The 19,446-nt window shown below is 52.3% G+C and carries 14 protein-coding genes; 1 reads left to right on the top strand and 13 read right to left on the bottom strand.

Translation table 11 applies throughout. The features are described 5' to 3' along the window. Positions 1–27 precede the first annotated feature (27 nt). The 8 genes from K2F33_RS21655 to K2F33_RS21620 all read right to left on the bottom strand — a co-directional run bounded on the left by K2F33_RS21655 (position 28) and on the right by K2F33_RS21620 (position 10,798). Positions 28–1,218: an NAD(P)/FAD-dependent oxidoreductase gene (locus tag K2F33_RS21655; RefSeq protein WP_076164730.1), complete on the bottom strand. Its 1,191-nt coding sequence runs from the start codon at positions 1,216–1,218 to the stop codon at positions 28–30. Positions 1,219–1,620: 402 nt separating this feature from the next. Further along, positions 1,621–2,475 (bottom strand): alpha/beta fold hydrolase, encoded by an 855-nt coding sequence (locus K2F33_RS21650; protein WP_263878541.1) that lies wholly within the window; start codon positions 2,473–2,475, stop codon positions 1,621–1,623. 126 nt (positions 2,476–2,601) lie between these two features. Next, positions 2,602–3,822: an MFS transporter gene (locus K2F33_RS21645; RefSeq protein ID WP_263878540.1), complete on the bottom strand. Its 1,221-nt coding sequence runs from the start codon at positions 3,820–3,822 to the stop codon at positions 2,602–2,604. Between the two features lie 497 nt (positions 3,823–4,319). After that, a complete protein-coding gene (locus K2F33_RS21640) occupies positions 4,320–4,757 on the bottom strand; it encodes an Rrf2 family transcriptional regulator (protein WP_076164724.1) in 438 nt (145 codons plus the stop codon). 112 nt (positions 4,758–4,869) lie between these two features. Then, the gene (locus tag K2F33_RS21635) at positions 4,870–6,096 is read right to left on the bottom strand and encodes a copper amine oxidase N-terminal domain-containing protein (RefSeq protein WP_263882415.1); all 1,227 of its coding nucleotides are present in this window, start codon (positions 6,094–6,096) and stop codon (positions 4,870–4,872) included. A 345-nt stretch (positions 6,097–6,441) separates the two neighbouring features. Further along, positions 6,442–8,418, bottom strand: a complete 1,977-nt coding sequence (locus K2F33_RS21630) for a YjhG/YagF family D-xylonate dehydratase (RefSeq protein ID WP_263878539.1) — start codon at positions 8,416–8,418, stop codon at positions 6,442–6,444. Between the two features lie 16 nt (positions 8,419–8,434). Then, entirely contained in the window at positions 8,435–9,901 is a 1,467-nt protein-coding gene (gucD, locus tag K2F33_RS21625) for an alpha-ketoglutaric semialdehyde dehydrogenase GucD (RefSeq protein ID WP_263878538.1), read from the bottom strand. 21 nt (positions 9,902–9,922) lie between these two features. Continuing rightward, positions 9,923–10,798, bottom strand: a complete 876-nt coding sequence (locus K2F33_RS21620) for a fumarylacetoacetate hydrolase family protein (protein ID WP_263878536.1) — start codon at positions 10,796–10,798, stop codon at positions 9,923–9,925. A gap of 230 nt (positions 10,799–11,028) precedes the next feature. On the opposite strand from K2F33_RS21620, the gene K2F33_RS21615 reads away from it, so the two are divergent. Further along, positions 11,029–11,892 carry an AraC family transcriptional regulator gene (locus K2F33_RS21615; RefSeq protein WP_145137456.1) on the top strand — a complete coding sequence of 288 codons (864 nt, stop codon included), beginning with the start codon at positions 11,029–11,031 and terminating at the stop codon, positions 11,890–11,892. A 71-nt stretch (positions 11,893–11,963) separates the two neighbouring features. On the opposite strand, the gene K2F33_RS21610 is transcribed toward K2F33_RS21615, so the two are convergent. The 5 genes from K2F33_RS21610 to K2F33_RS21590 all read right to left on the bottom strand — a co-directional run bounded on the left by K2F33_RS21610 (position 11,964) and on the right by K2F33_RS21590 (position 19,446). Beyond that, positions 11,964–14,249, bottom strand: a complete 2,286-nt coding sequence (locus tag K2F33_RS21610) for a glycoside hydrolase family 95 protein (RefSeq protein ID WP_263878535.1) — start codon at positions 14,247–14,249, stop codon at positions 11,964–11,966. Positions 14,250–14,339: 90 nt separating this feature from the next. After that, a complete protein-coding gene (locus K2F33_RS21605; RefSeq protein WP_212984029.1) occupies positions 14,340–15,086 on the bottom strand; it encodes a response regulator transcription factor in 747 nt (248 codons plus the stop codon). Then, entirely contained in the window at positions 15,064–16,827 is a 1,764-nt protein-coding gene (locus K2F33_RS21600; protein ID WP_263878534.1) for a sensor histidine kinase, read from the bottom strand. The genes K2F33_RS21605 and K2F33_RS21600 overlap by 23 nt, the downstream gene beginning before the upstream one ends. A 102-nt stretch (positions 16,828–16,929) precedes the next feature. Further along, positions 16,930–18,495 carry an extracellular solute-binding protein gene (locus tag K2F33_RS21595; protein ID WP_263878533.1) on the bottom strand — a complete coding sequence of 522 codons (1,566 nt, stop codon included), beginning with the start codon at positions 18,493–18,495 and terminating at the stop codon, positions 16,930–16,932. A gap of 63 nt (positions 18,496–18,558) precedes the next feature. After that, entirely contained in the window at positions 18,559–19,446 is an 888-nt protein-coding gene (locus tag K2F33_RS21590; RefSeq protein ID WP_263878532.1) for a carbohydrate ABC transporter permease, read from the bottom strand.

Below are 19,446 nucleotides of genomic sequence, written 5' to 3'. Positions count from 1 at the left end.
TTCTAGCTGTTGGTTGGTATCTAGTTCCTATCGAAGCTTACTGCCTGCATCCCATGCAACTTTCCTGAATTTCCACGCAAGCTTTCCCGTTACAATCATGCTAAGTCCCCATTTGCGTCCCCATACCAATCCGCGATTTTTTCCCAGACCGATGCAGTAGAGATCTATTGGCGCTGATTTGTGGACTGGCGCAGGGCGGCCCTCCAGATCTGCCAACATGATTTTGCCCAGTCGATCATCTTGTAGAGCAAGTTCTGCGCACCTCATCAGAGCTGCCTTGCCGGTTTTTGGGTCAACGATTCTCGCACAGTCGCCAATGCTATATACACCCGGCGCCCCTTGAACGCGATAGGATTCATCCACCAGCACTTGGCCATCAGGAGTAAGCGGCAAACCCATCGTGCGAAGGGCTGGATTTGGAATCAGACCTATTGTCCAAATGCATAGGCCGACCGACAGACGATCCCCATTGTTGAGCGTCACCACTCCGGCTTCCTCCCGCATCACCTTACGGTTGTAAACCACCGTCACTCCACATTCGCTGAGCATCTGATCCAATTTTCGTCCAACTTTCTTGGGTCCTTCCATGAACAATCGTTCCTGTCCACTCACTAAATAAACAGAAATATCGGACGGGCTCAGTCCTAGTGACGAGGCTTCCTTCTGCATTTCAAGTGCCAGTTCAGATGACGTCTCGATGCCGCTTATGCCCGCACCCGTAACTGCAACTGTCATCAGTCGCTTTCGTTCTTTCGGATTTTTCTCATGGGCAGCTTGCCGCAAATTGGCACGCCAGCGCTCCCGGATGACTGCTGCGGTTTGCAGATCGGTTAAAGAAATACCACCCTGCTCAGGACCCGGTTGCCGAACGACGCTCCCAACCGCCACGACTAAAAGGTCATACTGCATGCGAGCATCCTTTCCTTGCACATCCTCATATCGGATCTGTTTTTCCCTACGATCCACAGAAATAACTGTACTGTGCACGAATTCGACTCCTTCAGAAAACTCATAATGCGTCCAGGGAATTACAATCTCTTCCCCGCCCGCGGCCGGTCGGAATAACAATATTTTGCGCACATGACCGGGCTGCTTGTCGAATAGAACAAACCGAATCCGCCGCCCGTTAGCCATGCCTCGGGTCGTTTCCTTTATTGCTTTTAGCGCTGCAAGCCCTGCATGGCCGCCTCCGATGATGATACAAGTCAAGTCGCTCATTTTCCTCAGCTCCTTCTCGTTTTGCACATATAACGATCTAAGGCAATGATATGTGACTTCGGAAACGATTCCCCCTATTGAGCCCGATTAATCAATGAGTAAATTTACCTGTTAACTTTTACCGTATTTATGTGCAGTCCCCAGAAGAAGTGCTTTGGAACATTAGATGAGAGTATTCGGCTTTTGGATGCATTGAGATTACTTGGGGGTCGTTTCTAAAGAATCTAGACGAAGTAATGGCAAACTTATGATTTAAGAGGCGGCAAAATTATAGGTAAAGTCACATCATAGGCCGAGATATGATAAAAAGCCGCAACTATGCGGCTCTTAAGTGATTTTTTTGTTCTGGTTGTCTTACAACTTTGCCATGTACCATCGTACTGTTAGCCAAGCCATTTAACGTTACAAAGAACTAAGGATAAATTCCTTTATGGCCAGTGCAACTCGTTCTGGCTGTTCTTCTGCTGAAAAATGACCGCAATTTTCGATGGTTGTGGCTTGGATATGTTGCAGGCCATTTTCCCTAAATCCGGCAAGGTATTTTTCAATATCTGCGGTTTCATCCGATCCTCGTAAGTACAGAACTGGCGTTGACACCATGACATTTTTTAACGCGGCATTATCCTGTTCATCTTCTTGGAAGCATCTGTATAAATCAAATCCTGCTTTCAATGCGTCTAAACGGGAATAGGCTTCGGCATATAATGTTCTGCGGGCATCACTCATTCGCTTGCCCTTTCCGGCCAGCACGTCATAGAAAAAGGAGAAGTAAGGAAGTTCTTTGCCTGAAACCAGTATTTCGGGCAATTCAGGCACGTTATGAAAACCAAAATGCCAGATGTAAGGATTACTTTTCACCTCGTTCCACGGATCAACTCCAGGAATGGCGACATTCATAATTACCGCGCGCGATAACCTGTCAGGAAAGCTCTTCAGAAAAGCATACGTCACCTGGCCCCCAGCATCACACCCTACCAACGTCACATCTTGTAAATTCATATGATCCATAATTCCCCGAACATACTCGGCTATATTGCGTTTGCTGTATGACTGCAGAGGAATGACTGAATTCCCGATCCCGGGGATGTCGATGGCGATAACATGGTACTCTTCGGCAAGCCTATGCATCACGCCTTCAAATTCCAGCCAACAGGTCGGCCAACCATGAATCAAAAACACAGTTGGCTTTGATATGGGACCGGCTTCGACTACATGGATCGGGACTTCTTTGACACGTACTTCCCGGTGTGTGAACAAACCTTCTCACTCCTATCGAAATTTTCTGATCACCTCTTCATCGTAGCATTCAAAATATGACAACATCTCGTCACCATTGACACATCGTATTTACAAAATGCGGAATGATGTAAAAGCCAGCTGAGCTTAGCCGGCGGCACCCGACTCGTCTGCAGCGTGCGCATGCCCCGATACGACTGCCCGCCGCTTCATACGACGCTCCAGACGCAGGCTAACCGCAAACAAGACGAGCGACAGCGCCGTCATAGCCCCTGCGAAATAGCCAATTTCACCGACGGTAGCGAAGCGCACAACAGCTCCTCCGGCCGATGCGCCCAAGGCACTGCCGACGTACAGGACGGAAGACTGCAACGACAGGACGATGCCGGACGAAGGCCCCGACAGCCCGATCAGACGGTGCTGCTGCGCAGGATTGAACATGTAGCCGCTGAAGCCGAACAGTGCCATAGCAGCCACCGCCATGGCGAGAATACCAGGCCGGCCGGCGAAACCGTATAACGCCGACATCAAGATAAGCGCGGCTGTGAGCAGAGTCAGCGCCAGCGGAATCGCCCGGTTCGGTCCGATCCGGTCTGCGGCCAAGCCGCCTGTCCGCACCCCGATGAAGCTGGCGATACCGGAGAGGCACAGCACCATGCTGATCGTCCGGCCGCCGGCACCATAGCCGGAAAAAAGTTCGGAAACATACGTAAAGAGCGCAAAAATACCGGTGGCCCAAGCGAGAGTAATCAGCAAGGCGGATAGCAGCTCCGGCTTCTTCAGATACGAAAGGCGTTCCCGTATGCCGATCGCCGCGCCCGGCGCCACCTGCGGGAACAGCAGCCGGATGGCAAGTGCGGCGAGCAGCGCCACCCCGCCGACGATCCAAAACGTAGTACGCCAATCGAACGTCAGGGCGACCCACATCCCGAAGGGGACGCCCAGGATCAGGGAGACGGTCTGGCCGGCAACGACGATCGACACCGCACGCCCTCTTTTCTCAGCCGGGGCCAGCGTGGAGGCGACGGCGACGGCCCCCGGCGAGAACAGGCCTGCCCCCAGCGCGGCGACAATCCGCCCGGTCATCATCAGGCCATAAGAAGAGGCGAATCCGCACAGCACGTTTCCGACAGTGAGCAGCAGCAGCGAACCGAATAGCAGTTTCCTGCGCTCCATCCTCGCTGTCAGAGTCGTCAACAGCGGCGACGATACAGCGTACACGAGCGCAAACGCCGTCACCAGCTGTCCGGCAAGCGCCGTCGACACGTGCATTGCCGCCGCCAGTGTTGGCAGCAGCCCGCCGATCATATACCCTTCCGTGCCGACCGCAAACGACCCAAGCGCCAGCCAAAAAATCCGTTTGTCCATGAAAACCCTCTCCTTTTTTTAGATTCGTCTTGTCAATAGAACCGAATCAGTTACATTGAAAAGCAAAAAAAGCTCAATTTCGGTACATCTTAAATTTTTCTCATCAGCAATACAACCGAATCGGTTACATTAAACACCGTAATGAGCCCACATCCAGCCGATTCGATACATACCTCGGACAAACCACCAGCTGAAGGACAGTCCAATATCATACCTGCTTCTCCCTCGCGCCCGCGATCAGGCAGGTGTTATTTCACTATACGACCTTCCCACACTTCCATTCTCACATGAAAGTGAGCAGTCGCCTGCCACCCCCTCTCATTGAAACTGAATCAGTTACATTGAGGAGCAAAAAAAACACGGGTCTGTCAGACGGCGGGACAGCTTTCTCACCCGGGGTTTCCGGAGGCCGGAATCTCGGACCCAGCAGCTGCTGGCCGTTAATCTGGCCCACTCCGGCAAGCGATTCTCGAAGAATGCCTGCCGTTGCGGCGGCATCACCGCTTCCCTTGCTCCAGCGACGAGGTGACCAGATCACGGATCGATTCCTGTGCCAGCCGGCGCTTCAACGCTTCCTCGCTGTCCTCGTAAACCGATTGCAGAGCCGGCTGAATGCCATGGCCGATAATACAGCTCGGGTTCGGCTGGCTGTGATGCAGTTCGAATAGTGGCGTCTGCACAACGGCTTCGTACACGTCCAGCAGGCTGATCTCCTCCGGAAGGCGCGCAAGCTTCCATCCAGCCCCTGTCCCTCCGTGCTGCACCAGAACCAGGCCTGCTTTCGCGAGCTGGCCGAGAATCCGTCTCAGAAAAACCGGGCTCGTTCCCACGCTGTTCGCAATCCGGTCGGAAGGGAAAAATTCGTCCTTCTCCGACCAATAAGCCAGCCAAGTCAATATATGAAGCGCAACGGTGTAGCGGCTTACGATAGCCATTTTCGGCATCCCCTTTCAATAAAACCATTATAGTTTCATTGAACGCCCCCCGTCAACGGCTCCCTTTCTCTTTTCAGCAGCTATAAGGTGTACTTTGTAATGGATTGGCTTTTTACTTCATGTCCTGCCAGCTTTTGAAATCGTGAATGGCGAAGCCGGCATAGCTTGCATAATGAGCCAATTGATTATGGGCGGACTGCAGCTCTTTATCCATCATATCGCTGCTCATGGAATAGAAGGAGACCCGCGGACCCTCATTGCTTTTGACCGTTTCGACAGCAATAACAATCTTCTTGTTCAGCGTGGAAGCTTCCCCCAGCATGGCCTGTGCATTTTCCACAATGCCATTACCGCCCAACGCATGATTCCGATAATTCATGATGACAAGGGAATCGAACTTCTCCAGCATCCATGCGCTCATGCTGTAATCCTTTCCCGGTAATTTAATCGTATTCAGCCAATACGGAACGTCGATCGCGATGTTCAAGCCGCTTCCTTTGCTTTCTTTCTCAATCAGTCGCAAATTGTCCATCCAGCTTTCAAGAATGGTCTTATTGTCCGTGGTCCATTCGCTAAGACCATAAGGCTCAATATCGAAATGCAATCCCGTGAAGCCTGCTTCCGGGCCAACAGAAGAATTATAGGCTTTCACCCACGCTATAAATTTTTGAATATCCCCCTGAGCAGACTTTTTCGCCCATTCGGGACGGCCCTCAAGTGCCTCCACTTGAATTCCTTCCTTCTTCGCTTTCCGGATGAACCCTTCATAAATTGCCGGATCTAGATCTCTGTCGATTTGAAGGTAAATGGATGTTACACTTTTTACTTTTGCGAAATTTAGTATTTGATCTTGATCCTGTTTGAGAATGTGACTGTCCCATATCCATGTTCCTTTCGGAACCCGGGCCACCGAAGACATGATGCTCACCAGATTGCTCGAAGGCTGCCAATCCACGTTGGAGTGCAGAGCTTCACTAATAAAGCGCAGCGGAACCATCGTGCGGCCATTTTTAAGCACCGCCGACCCTGCAAAGTCCACCCTTTTCCCATTCACCAGTGCATAACTATGGCCAATCACCAAAATAATGATGTCACGGTTAAGCGAGATCGTGATTTGTTTTAAACTTCCGTTCCATTTCGTTGTCGCTCCGAGCTTGTCGGATACAAAAGCAAGCGGAACCATCGTAAGGCTGGATTTTTGATCGACATAGGGGTGTCCGTCCGGAAATTGTACTTCACGCCCATCCACGGATACACGGATTTCAGAAGCGTAGATCGCGGGGGAAAATGCACCTAAGCTCAGCATGATCGCCAACGTGCATACTAACCATTTTCTCATGAGTGACTTCCTTATCTTATTAAATTTGTTCTTTACCGCATTGTGCACACTTGGCCGCACATTGAAATTATACGGTATGTAATAATTGGTAACAAGCTCAACGGGCAAATTACGCTGAACCCACAAGAGCCGCTCTACCAGAAGCTATCTCGGCCAGCTCTTATTCCCCTATGCATATCTCTGTTGTTCCTTACCTCCGTTAGGCTTGATGTCCCTGTCTTGAATAACAGCCCTTTACTTCAATAACAAAAGGACCACCGAAATAATCAGCAGTCCTTCTATTGATATGAAAGCAATGATCATCCCATAATTTCCTTACAGAATTTTGATCAGGTTTACTAGGTTTTAGTTCCAACCAAGCGCCTTTTTTCCGGCTTCGATAGCTGTGACGATTCGCTCCACATCATAAACATTGCCTTTCCAAGTGCCTCCGCTGACGGCTTGCAGAGCAGCCCATAGCTTTGTGTCGTCCGGGAGGTCATCATCGGGACGCATTCCTGGGTGGAATGGCCTCTGGGCCAACAATCGGGCCCCTTCATCCGGCGTTATCTCCTGGTCCCCTTCTCCGATAAAATCAACCCGCCCTTCCAGCCGGTTCCGGTCAACGACAATTTCAATCCAATCGCCGTCCTTGAGCTTGCCGATCGGTCCGCCTGCCAGCGCTTCAGGGCCGACATGACCGATGCACGCGCCGGTTGAAACGCCGGAAAAACGGGCATCGGTGATAAGCGACACATATTTACCGAAGGACAGGTGCTTAAGCGCGGACGTGAGCTGATACGTTTCCTCCATGCCCGTTCCGGACGGTCCCCTGCCAATGAGAACCATGATATCCCCTGCCTGAATACCCCCGTTCTTAATCGCACGGATCGCGTCGCGTTCGGTTGTAAACACCTTGGCCCTGCCTTTATGATGATATATGCCTTCCTCATTCAGGACGGAAGGGTCTATCGATGTGGATTTGATCACAGAGCCTTCCGGAGCGATATTCCCGGTTGGAAACGTGACGGTGGAAGTGATGCCAAGGAGCCTCGATTGTTCCGGGCTCATAATGACACTGTCCGGATCGATTCCGTCCTTTTCCTTAAGCTGCTTGCGCAGCCGATGACGACGCTCCGACGATTCCCACCAATCAAGAACTTCTCCCAGTGAGGAGCCTGTTACTGTAAGCACCGATTCATCCAGTACGCCGAGACGTCTGAGGTGCAGCATCACTTCCGGCACGCCTCCGGCCAGAAATACCCGAACGGTTGGGTGAAAAACCGGGCCGTTCGGCAGTACGCTGACGATGCGCGGTACATCCCGGTTGACTTGGATCCAATCCTGGACCGCCGGCACCTGTAATCCGGCTGCGTGGGCGATCGCGGGGATGTGGAGCAGCAGATTGGTCGAGCCTCCGAACGCAGCATGAACGACCATGGCATTTCGTACCGCCGCATCTGTGAGGATGTCACCCATCCGCAGTCCTTGAGACCCCATCGCCATCAGTGCTCGGGAGGATTGACGAGCCATTTCCTCCCAGATCGGCTGGCCCGAAGGCGCAAGAGCGGCATGAGGAACCGTCATGCCAAGCGCCTCGGCGACAACTTGGGCCGTTGCCGCCGTACCGAGAAACTGGCATCCTCCTCCAGGCGTCGCACAGGCCCGGCAGCCAAGCTCCGCCGCGGCTTCCAGCGTGAGTTCGCCGCTTGAGTACCTGGCGCCGATGGTTTGAATTTTGCCGGCATCCTCCCCTTCGGTCGGCGGAAGCGTTACCCCTCCGGGAACGATAATTCCCGGAAGCTGTGGCATACCCGCAAGCGCAAGCATCATGGCAGGCAGCCCCTTATCACAGGTGGCAACGCCAATAACACCTTTTCGCGTAGGCAACGAGCGGATAAGCCGGCGAAACACGAGGGCTGCGTCGTTCCGGTAGGGGAGCGAATCGAACATACCCGACGTTCCCTGTGACCTGCCGTCACAGGGATCGCTCACGTAGCCGGCGAACGGGATACCACCGCGGCCGGAAATTTCCTCCGCCGCAGCCTTCATCAGCAAGCCAACCTCCCAGTGTCCTGTGTGATATCCCAGGGCCACGGGACTGCCGTCCTCTTGGCGAATCCCTCCCTGCGTGCTCAGAATCAGAAACTGCTTTCCGTTCAGTTCTCCCGGCTTCCAGCCCATCCCGACGTTTTGGGACATGCCAAACAGGTCTCCGCTTGGGGCATTTCTCAGCAGATCATCTGTTAATGGCAGCCTTCCCTGCATCCCGGGGGCATGCGTTGTAATGTCGCCGCTTGCCAGGTCATCCTTCCCCATGATCGACTTGATCGAATTGTGCATGGCACCCTCCCCAAGATTATGGCTTCACGAAAACCGTTTTGATGGAAGTGAAAAATTCGATGGCCGCCTGCCCCTGTTCCCTGGAGTGCGAGCTCGACATTTTCATCCCGCCGAACGGGGCCTGCAGCTCAACACCAGCTGTTTCCGCATTCACCCGGACCAGCCCGGCATCCATGTCCTGAATAAAGGACAGCATGGCGCCTATATTTTGCGTATAGATAGAGGCACTCAAGCCATAATCGCTATCGTTGGCCGTCGCTATCGCTTCTTCAAGGCTGTCCACGGCAATCAGGGCAAGCACTGGACCAAAAATCTCCTCCCGGGCAATGGACATCTGAGGAGTCACCCCGTCAAATACGGTCGGCTGGACATAGAACCCGTCCTCAAGTGCCGGGCCGCTCGCCCTTGCCCCTCCGGTCAGCAATACGGCTCCTTCATCCAGCCCTTTTTGGATGTAGTGCAGCACAGTTTCCAGCTGCCTTTCATTAGCGCAGGGCCCCATCCAGGTCTCGGCTAACATGCCGTCACCAAGCCGAATGCCCTCGATTTGGGACAGCAGCTTCGCTTTAAATGCTTCATACACTTCGCGTACAACGATCACCCGGCTGGTCGCCGTGCACTTTTGACCGGTAGATTTCAAGCCGCCGCTGATCGTCGCTTCCACCGCCAAATCCAGGTTTGCATCCCCGGCGACAATAATCGGGTTTTTGCCGCCCATCTCGAGCTGGTACTTGGCTCCTCGGGCCAGTGCGGCCGCGCCGACGCGCTTCCCAACTTCGTTGGAGCCCGTGAAAGTGATTCCGCCCACGTCCGGATGCTCCACAAGCGCCGAACCGACCACCGAACCGCTGCCGCATACAAGATTGAAGACACCCGCCGGAATTCCCGCCTCCTCGAAGCATTCGGCCAATTTGGCTGCGGTCACAGCCGTTTCCTGGGCCGGTTTCAACACAACGGTGTTGCCGTATATCAGAGCCGGCGCAGTCTTCCAGAGGGGGATGGCTACGGGGAAATTCCACGGGGCGATCACACCGACAACCCCCAGCGGCACCCGGGTCGTGAACATCAGCGCCTCGCTGTCCGTCGAAGGTATCACGTCACCGGACTTGCGCATCCCCTCACCGGCGTAGTACCGCAAGATAGCGACTCCGCGCATCGTCTCCCCCTTGGCTTCCGCCAGCGTCTTGCCCATTTCTCTTGTCATTGCCTCGGCAACCTCATCAGCCCGCCGTTCCAATACGCTGGCCGCACGAAACAGGATATTGCCGCGTTCCGATCCGGGCAGGCTGCGCCAAGCCCGCCGGGCTGCTGAAGCTGCTGCGACGGCACGGTTCACATCCTCTTCTGTGGAAACCGGTACATAACCGACCACTTCATGGCGATTGGCGGGGTTGATGCTGGGCTCCGTTTGTCCGGTGGAAGCCGCCGTCCATTCTCCATTGATGAAATTGCGATAAATCTGTTCTCCCTGGAATGCTGTCATTACAATCTCCTCCCCAAATACCTAGTTTGATATAACGTGGTTCACCAACGTCCCGATCCCGCTAATCGAAATCTCGATGCGGTCGCCGGGAGCTAGCGTGAAGTCGGCCGGCGGAACAATAGCTGTGCCCGTCAATAGAACGGTACCGTCAAACAAATCGTTGTCCGCCGCCAGGAAGCGGACCAGCTCATCCAGCTTGCGGTTTAACTGACTTGTGCTTGCCTCACTTTCCACCACAACGAGGCCTTCGCGGTAAATCTGACAAACGATGCTGAAATCGTAGGGGTCTTCCACGGTATCCGCGAGCCGGATCGCGGGCCCGATCGAACAGGACTTCCGCCATATTTTTGCCTGCGGCAGATAAAGCGGGTTCTCCCCCTCGATATCGCGGCAGCTCATGTCATTGCCAGCCGTGTATCCCACGATGGTCCCGTCGCCGGCAAGCACCAAGCCAAGCTCAGGCTCGGGAATTTGCCATACCGAATCGCTGCGCAGCGTTACATCCTGATTCGGTCCGACCGTGCGTGCTGCCGTGGATTTCAAAAATAATTCAGGTCTCACGGCGTCGTAGACTTTGTCGTAGAACGTCTCCGCATCCATTCTTCCGCCAGTGGCTTCATAATTCCTCGCCTCCCGGCTGCGCTGATAGGTGACGCCGGCTGCCCATATCTCCGGCGCATCTACTGGAGTAAGCAGCTGCAATGAAGGCCATGCGGCAGTCAGCTCATTTTGCGGCGTAATAGCGCTTTCAACAATTCGGACAGGTGAAACGCCCTTCTCCCTGGCCTCATCGATCAACGATATCAAATCAGAGTGAGGCAATGGATAAGCCCTCTCATCATCCGTAACCGCCGCAAGTCTCGTCTGCCGTCCGTCCAAATATCGAATAATTCGCATTCAATATTGCCCCCAATTTCTCCCTATAAGGGTTGATAATACTACCATATCATCGCCTATGACCCTTGACGATACGCTAATCTTCACTTCGATTTACCCTTTTCAAGCATTTCTTTTCCGGAAGGATCAAGCTATAATCGTAACAAATTGATAACTTGTACCATACAGAGGAGGGTATCGCCGTGACCGAGCTTCCCGGAGTCTATGTTGGCCGTCTTCCCGATGTCCGCATGTCATTTCAGCTGTTGGGCCTGCATGCGCGACAAGTGGATTCCAACTGGACCTATCCTTCCCACGAGCATCCCATGTACGAGATCCACTGGGTCGTGGAGGGAGAAATGGACATGGTGATTAATGGGCGAAAATACCGGCAGTCCCGGGGGGACCTGCTGTTCATCCATCCGGGCATGACGCATTCCTGCACCCGTGCCGGATCCCAGGGTTTCACCTACTTTTCCGTTCACTTCAGCGTGGACGATACATCCTTTTGCAAGGAGCTCAACCGCTGCAAGGAATTTTATTATCCGTCAGACTCGCCGTTGGTCCAAGGGTTGTCTCCGTCTCTATCGACGCTGTATCGTCTTGCGGCAGAGCACCTGCGCAGCCCGCTCCCAACATCCAAACAGATGAAGGTCCATGCGGCTGTCTTCGAGCTTCTTGGATCCCTGGTTGGCCAACTGTCAGAGACTGCAACCGTCGCCCGATCCAAAAAGGAATCACTTGCCCAGCAGATCGCCGAGCAAATTGAAGATTCCGTAAAATACATTCTCCTTCACGGAGAGATTCGGGAAAACGAACGAACCTGGATTCAGGATATTGCCAAGTCGGTCCATATGAGTCCTTCGCAAGTGAACCGCATCTTTAAGCAGATCTACGGGAAAGCCCCGCGTAAGTTTATGTCCGAAACGCTGCTGAACGAAGCACAGCGCTTGCTGCTGCAAACCGATTTGGGGATCGACCACATCGCCATGATTCTCGGATATAAAACCAATTCGCATTTCAGCCGCCAGTTCAAGCGCTGGACGGGGATGGCTCCCAGCGAGTACCGAAACCAAGTCCAGCAGCAGCCTCTAGCTTATGAGCCGGATCAGTAACTCATTTAACGATATCCTATAATCGGCTTCCTCTATGATCCGGTCATAAGTTTTTAAACAGTCACAAACAATTAATGTGTTACTTCATTACTCAATCGTTTGGTGAACGTGTAGGAACGGCCGGCTTCTCCCTCAAACGATACGGGATCAAGACCAGGTGCTTCCAGACGGCATGGACCGGAAACCGCGCAGGTTACGACCGCTTCGGTAACCTGGCCCTTCGTCCAGGTGAAATCCACGGTGAAGCCGCCTCGGGCCCTCAGCCCTCTGACTTCCCCGTCGCTCCAGCCGGCAGGCAAAGCGGGCAGCAGCCGGATCAAACTGGCGTGGCTTTGCAGCAGCATCTCGGCTATACCTGCCGTGCCGCCGAAATTGCCGTCGATTTGGAACGGCGGATGATTGTCGAACAGGTTAGGCAGCGTGGAATGTTGGAGCATCGCTCTTACGTTGTCGTAAGCCTTGTCGGCATCCAACAGCCGGGCCCAGAAGTTGATGATCCACGCCCGGCTCCAGCCGGTGTGTCCGCCGCCATTAGCCAGCCTGCGCTCCAATGTCGTACGAGCCGCTGCGGCCAGCTCCGGTGTGGAATCCACGTTAATGCCTTCGCCTGGATAAAGCCCGAATAGATGAGAGATGTGGCGGTGTCCCGGCTCCGCCTCCTCGTAATCCTCCATCCACTCCTGAATTTGTCCATGTCTGCCGATTTGCGGTTTGGGCAGCCGCTTCAAGGCGGCAGCGAGCTCCTCTCGGAACGCCTCATCTCTTTCAATGATTTCCCCGCTGCGGATACAAGCGTCAAACAGCGCTTCGATGATCTGAAAATCCATGGTGGCCCCGGCGCAGAGAACTCCTGTTTCGCCATTGGGCAGCCTGTAACTATTCTCAGGGGAGACCGATGGACAAGTCATCAGGCGTCCCTCGTTGTCCTCGATTAAATAATCGAGCAGGAACAACGCTGCCTCTTTCATCGTCTCATAGGCACGCGCAAGAAAATAACGATCCTGGCTGAAGCGATAATGCTCCCATAAATGCAGGCACAGCCAGGCAGCGCCCATCGGCCAGAATGATGCCGGAAGATATGTATCCTGCGGCGCCGTATCCGCCCAAATATCCGTATTGTGATGCGCCGTGAATCCCCGGCAGCCATACATGACGCTCGCCGTGACCCGTCCGGGCTCACGCATCCTTTCGATCAAATCGAACAATGGCTCATGGCACTCGGCCAGATTGCAGTTCTCCGCCGGCCAGTAGTTCATCTGCGTGTTAATATTAATCGTGAATTTACTGTCCCAAGGCGGAGTAAAACTATCGTTCCAGATCCCTTGAAGGTTCGCAGGCAGGGAACCCGGCCGGCTGGAGGAAATAAGCAAGTATCGGCCAAATTGGAAATACTTTTCGATTAGTCCGTTATCCTCTTCACCCTCCCGGAACCGTTTCAGTCTTTCATCGGTCGGCAGCGCGTTTTTGCCTGGACTTTCCGGCAGCCTCAGGGTAACCCGCCCGAACAATTCAAAGTAATCCTTCACATGCCGGGCAAGCAGCTCGGCATAGGAAACCCGGCTCAATTCCTCTAACTGTCGTTTACCGTAAATCACCGGATCGGGATGCCGGAAGGTGGTACCCGCGGTAAGCATCAGCGTAACCGCATCCGCATTTTCAACCAATAAATATTCGCCTATGGTCTTGCACTCTCCGCCTTCTGGAAGCGCCTTCACAATAGCGCAGAACGAGCTGCCTCCTTTACCGCCGCATTCCCCTTGCATCACAAGCCCCTGCTGGCCCCATTTTTCCGTCTTCTCCATGTATCTCCAGTTTCGGCGGTTAAACCTTGCCTTTAAGGAAAGCGCCCCCTTCTTGTCAGCGGAAATCCGCATCACGATCGCCTGATCCGGGTAACTGGCAAACAACTCACGGATATACCGGACATCTCCGATCCGGTAGCTGACCCGGGAAACGCCGCGTTCCAAATCCAGCTCCCTTTCGTAATCCCCGGCCTTCTCATGACGATCGAACGAAATCAGAAGATCGCCGAGCGGCAAGTAATGTCTCTGCGATTCGGGCAGCCCCGCCATCGTCATCCCCGCAAGTGACTCCGCCTCCTTCAGGCGTCCCTCCATAATCAGTTTGCGGATTTCCGGCAGATGCGCCAGGGCGTCATCGTTATTGCGATCACGCGGACCGCCATACCATACAGAATCTTCGTTCAGCTGCAGCTTCTCCTCGGTTATTCCGCCAAAGATCATGGCGCCGAGCCGGCCGTTCCCAATCGGCAGTGCCTCGTTCCACTCTGCGGCAGGCTTGAGGTACCATAATCGCTGTTTCTGTTCCACGGTCTCCGTGGGATTCGTATTCGTCATGCTTTTCCTCCAATCCGCCTCACAGGCGAAAAAATGGTGTGTTCAATCCAGTTCAATCAACGTTTTAATGACCATGAGTCATCTCCCAGTTTAGCAGCTTTCCTTAGAATCCACCTCTAAATTATCCATAACATCTGTTTCACGGTAGGCACCCGGTGTGATTCCTGTATACTTTTTGAAGACTTTGGTGAAATAATGTTTATTTTCAAACCCCGCCCGCCGACCGACCTCGCTTACGGAAAGATGCCGATGCGTCCTCAGCAATTTCTGCGCTTCCTTGATCCGAAATGCGTTCAAATAATTTATAAACGTGTCTCCTGTCACCTTCTTGAACAGGCTGCTGATGTAATTCGGATGAAGGTTCATCAAATCGGCAAGGTGATCCAAGGAAAGATCGTTCATAAAATTCGTTTGCGTGTAAGCAAGAATGCGTTTCGTGTGCCGTTCACAGTCGGAATCGGCTTCGGAGGGCAGCTCTTCATCGATAAGTGCTAGCAGGTTAGCAATTTCGTCTTTGTCCAGCGGTTTAAGTAAATAATCCACGACGCCGCTGCGCAGTGCTCTTCTTACGTATTCAAATTCGTCATAGCCAGTCAGAATAATAAACCGCTTACACAGCCCGTTCCCTTTCGCCTCCTCCATCAACTCGAAACCGTTTCTTTCCGGCATATGAAGATCCGTTACCGTGACATCCGGCATAAAACCCTTCATGACTTCAAGAGCCTCAAAAGCGTTGCCTGCCTCTCGCACCTCCGTACCGAGCGGAGCCGCGTCCTTGATGACCTTGACTAATCCCTCAAGAATAATCGGCTCATCATCTACAATCAATAGTTTCATCGTTAACCGCCGCCCCTTTCGTTATGATGATTGTGAGACATGTTCCCACTCCTTGCTCACTATCAATAACCAGCCGTGAATCACCGCCGAAAAAGGATTTCACCCGTTCGCTGACGTTAATCAGGCCCACACCACCGCCCTCGGTCTCTCTGCTGGAATAGTTGTCACTATCCCCCATGAGCAGTGTACGGAGCCTGGACAGCTTGTCCTCCGGCATGCCTGCCCCACTGTCAGATATGGAGATCCGAACTTCGTCAGCCGTTTCATACGCACGCAGCCTGATATGGACGGGCCGAAGTGTTGCTGCAGCTCCGTGGACGATGCTGTTCTCGATCAAGGGCTGGAGCATAAACCGGGGACAATCGATCCGATCTGCATCCACATCGATGTCCAGATCGTAGCTCAGTCTGTTTCGGAGCCGCATCTTGTGAATCTTCAGATAGAAGATGACCGTCTCGATTTCCTGGGCGAGAACCGTATGATCCTCCTTGGAGGACAAGCTGTAACGCATCAGCTTCCCGAACCAAAAGGAAATGTCGGCTACCTCCTTATCGTTATTGGACTCGGCCAGCATTCTGATCGTTTCGAGCGTATTATAAAGAAAATGCGGTTTGATTTGAGCCTGAAGCACTTTATAGGCCGCTTCTTTATTTCGCAGCTCAGCCCGGTGGACATTGTTAATCAATTCGTCCATCCGCTGAATCATCGAATTGTAAGTCATGATCAGAAAGCCAATCTCATCCAGACGGTTCGGACTGTCGTGCTTGCTGATATACGGTCTCATATTGTTGTCGTCCAGGTTACGCATGTGTCTGGCCAGGCGAAGAATGCGCTTGGTGATTGTGGAAGCGAGTACATAATACGCTAGCGACAATGCAGCCAAAAAAACGATGACGGTTGAGATCAGAATCATCTCTTTGCGCTTGATCGCGTGAAACACGACGTCTACTTTTCCAATCACAACAACTCTGACCCCAAGCTCCTCAAAGGAGAGCTGATTCACGATCGTTTTCCGGTTAATGAAATAGGGCTTATTGTCACTTCCGCCGAGCAGTTTGAGCGTCTCCTCATCCATTCCGGAAGCCGTGTCCTCCGCTGCCTCCTCACCAAACGGTAACAGGATCGCCTCCCAGTCACCTTCTATGCCGATAGCCTTGTAAAATTTCTGCATAAGACTGCCGCCAATGCGCAGCTCCAGAAGCCCGACAATTTCGGTAAACTCCGGGTTATAAATGTTCTGATAAAAAGCAAGCCGCGGTTCTTGAGCCTCCGGATTTTGGACAATCCATCCTCCTTGACCGGGTTTTAATGAACTTGCTATCTTCTTGCCCTGTGCATCAAGAGATGACATATCGAGAAAACGGTCGGTAATTCGAAGCGCTTGTTTCTTGGTTTTATAGATTCGAAGCGACTCGATTTCCGGATTGGCAAATAGCGATTGTGTCATGATCGGACTGATATAACGGTTGTAGGCATATATGCTTTCGGCGTCGGATCCATAAACTCCGCCCAGGTAGTCCGTGACATACGGGTTATATTGCAGCAAGCGATGGACGGATTCGATGCGGGTCAAATCCGCTTTCATATTTGCCTTGGCCTGCTCCAGGATCTTTTGCCGGCTTTCTACGAATTGCTGGGTCAGATTGCCGTAGATTTGTACGTAGTAGTAATATCCAAACGTAACGACCGGGATAAAGACAAAGAAAATATATCCGATAATAATTTTGCGCACGATACTCACGGTCTTGAATCCCCCCGCTGCCGGTTTATTTCTACTAAACGTACCATGAGCAAGCAAAATCCGGTAGAGATTTTACGTCCCTACCGGTTTAATGGCATCGTGTTACTCAAACAAACTTTTCTTCTTCTGGTATGTCTCATTTGCCCAATCGACAAGCTGCTGCAAGCCCATATTCTCGGCGGTCTTCACCATGTTCTCGTAATTGGCAACCGCCTCTTCTTCGGATTTCGCCAGGTAAATCTTGACCTTCTCATTCTTGATCATCTCGTCGATTTTTGTTTTGAGCGTCTTTTCTTTGGAATCCGGCTGCGTTTGGATAAGACCGATCGCCGGTTTATAGGTCGTGATGGCCTTCGTCTCCATTAACGCTTGTGTTTTCTGCGCTCCGGGAACATAGGACAACATGCCTTCGGTGACCCCGTCATTGTACAAGTACCACCATTTGATTCCGTTGCCGTTAACGAAATCGGCATCCGATGGGTCGTATTTCAGATTTGGATAACCCGCTTCATTCCAGGTCCAATGTTCGCCTTCGACACCGAACATGGTCAATTTTTTGCCTTCGTCGCTTGCCAGGTATTGAATAAACTTGATGGATGCTTCCGGATCCTTATTTTTCTTCGTGATGAAGGTACCCGCAAATCCCAGGCCCGTACTCACGGCTTTGGCATCCTTCGACAATGCGCTCGGAAGCATTTTCAACGTAAAGGCGCCCCCGTTACTCTTGATTTTATTGTTGTCCGCTTCCGCAGCGGAAACGGTGTAGCCGTGAGCAAAGGCTTTGCCGCTTGTCACGTATTGATCGTCAATCTGATCATTCGCAAAAGCAAAATTTTCCGCGAGAATGTATCCGTTGCGATATAAGCTGTTCATAAACTTGAAATACTCCAGCATCTTCGGTTGTCTGATCGCATAATCGATTTTGCCGTCTCGTTCATACCAGCCATCAATGAGCGCTTCTGTGCCGAACTGCTGCATAAAATACTGCTCAACCCATTCCTTATCCAGAACCAGCGGAACCATCTCCGGGTGCTTCTGCTTGACCATGCCTAAAACTTTTACAAAATCGTCCAGCGATTGGATCGGCGGATTGCCGAGCTCCTTCAGAATATCTTCCCGAACGGCAATACCAGGATGGCCGTCGCTGCCAATCGAATATTTGTTTTGAGCCATTTCCTCCTGCGTAGCGAAGGAATTCCGCACCGTATAGAAATTGCCGTCGTCCATCGTATGGATCGCGATTCTCGTTTTGTCGATTTTGAAATCGGGCGCATATTTTTCGATCAACTCATTCCAGGGATAGGACAGCTTCGAGTCCGACAGCCGATCGATGTTAGCATACGTGAAGACGAGGTCGGGCAAATCTCCTGAAGCGATCATCAGCGGCAGCTGCTTATCGTCGGTTGCTACCGTGACATTCAGCTTGACTCCTGTCTTTTCGGTAATTTTCTCGGCTACCGGGCCTTTCCATTCCTTAACGGGATACCACGGCGCATCGATAAACAGCGATAATTCCTTCACGCCGCCTGATGATGCCGAAGAATCACCGTCCTGCTTCGCGGCCGAGTTCCCGCCGTTACCGTTGCCGCCGCAGGCGGACAGCATTGTAAAGACAAGCACCGCAGACAGTGCCGCAGCGAGCAGCTTATAGCTCTTGATTGTTTTCAAGTGTACCCCTCCAATGGATTTACTGGTATTTTAATGTAAGCGGTTAAATATAGAAACAACGATTTACCCTTTCACAGATCCTAACATAATTCCATGCACAAAATATTTTTGCAAAAACGGGTATACGCATATGATCGGCACGATGGAGATGACCATCGCCGTCACCTGCAGCGAGAAGCTTGTCACTCCGGCCGAAGCCGAGGCGCTGTTTGCTACGGCAATGGAATCCAGAGGCGTGTTGCTCTTGTTGATCACTTCCATCATCCGAAAGGTAAGCGTCCTCAAGTTTTCCGATTGCACGAAATAGGCGGAGTCCAGCCATGAATTCCATTGGCCGACGCCCATAAATAACGCCATCGTGGCGAGTACCGGCGTCGAGACCGGCAGGATGATCCGAAAAAAGATCTTGAGTTCGCCAGCGCCGTCGATATGCGCAGATTCTTTCAGTTCGCCCGGGATTTCGCGGAAGAACGAGATGGCAATAAGCAGGAAAAACGTGTTGAGCAAGGACGGCACGATGTACACTGCAAATGAATTAAGCAATCCGATCGAGCGCAGCACAACATAATAAGGAATCAATCCGCCGGAAAAGTACATCGCGAAAATGATGACCGTAAAATACGTTTTGCTGAACAACAAATCACGGTGCGAAAGGGCGTAAGCGACCAGGCTTGTCAGCAGCAGTCCCAATGCCGTACCCGATATCGTCCGGGCAACCGTGACCAAAAAGGCTCGATACCACTTCGGATCTTCCAGAAAAATTTTGTAATTTTCCAGAGTTACGTTTCGGGGCCACAAATAAATGCCTCCCAGGAGCGTATCGGAGCCTTTGTTAAACGAGGCGATGAATACATAATAGAATGGATACAGCATGATGAGCATCAATATAAACAACATGATGTAAATAAAGCTGTCAAAAATAACATCCTTCTGTCTTTGGCTCTTCAGCAC

The organism is Paenibacillus sp. PSB04 (assembly GCF_025809195.1).
GTDB classification, from domain to species: Bacteria; Bacillota; Bacilli; order Paenibacillales; family Paenibacillaceae; genus Paenibacillus_AQ; species Paenibacillus_AQ favisporus.
The sequence above is the reverse complement of the archived record's forward strand: the minus strand, read 5'-3'. Positions and strand labels throughout refer to the sequence as shown.

Excerpts from the sequence above, each read along its gene's own strand:
- K2F33_RS21655 (WP_076164730.1), bottom strand. The coding sequence starts at position 1,218 with ATGAGCGACTTGACTTGTATCATCATCGGAGGCGGCCATGCAGGGCTT.
- K2F33_RS21645 (WP_263878540.1), bottom strand. The coding sequence starts at position 3,822 with ATGGACAAACGGATTTTTTGGCTGGCGCTTGGGTCGTTTGCGGTCGGC.
- K2F33_RS21640 (WP_076164724.1), bottom strand. The coding sequence starts at position 4,757 with ATGGCTATCGTAAGCCGCTACACCGTTGCGCTTCATATATTGACTTGG.
- K2F33_RS21635 (WP_263882415.1), bottom strand. The coding sequence starts at position 6,096 with ATGAGAAAATGGTTAGTATGCACGTTGGCGATCATGCTGAGCTTAGGT.
- K2F33_RS21630 (WP_263878539.1), bottom strand. The coding sequence starts at position 8,418 with ATGCACAATTCGATCAAGTCGATCATGGGGAAGGATGACCTGGCAAGC.
- gucD (WP_263878538.1), bottom strand. The coding sequence starts at position 9,901 with ATGACAGCATTCCAGGGAGAACAGATTTATCGCAATTTCATCAATGGA.
- K2F33_RS21620 (WP_263878536.1), bottom strand. The coding sequence starts at position 10,798 with ATGCGAATTATTCGATATTTGGACGGACGGCAGACGAGACTTGCGGCG.
- K2F33_RS21615 (WP_145137456.1), top strand. The coding sequence starts at position 11,029 with ATGTCATTTCAGCTGTTGGGCCTGCATGCGCGACAAGTGGATTCCAAC.
- K2F33_RS21610 (WP_263878535.1), bottom strand. The coding sequence starts at position 14,249 with ATGACGAATACGAATCCCACGGAGACCGTGGAACAGAAACAGCGATTA.
- K2F33_RS21605 (WP_212984029.1), bottom strand. The coding sequence starts at position 15,086 with ATGAAACTATTGATTGTAGATGATGAGCCGATTATTCTTGAGGGATTA.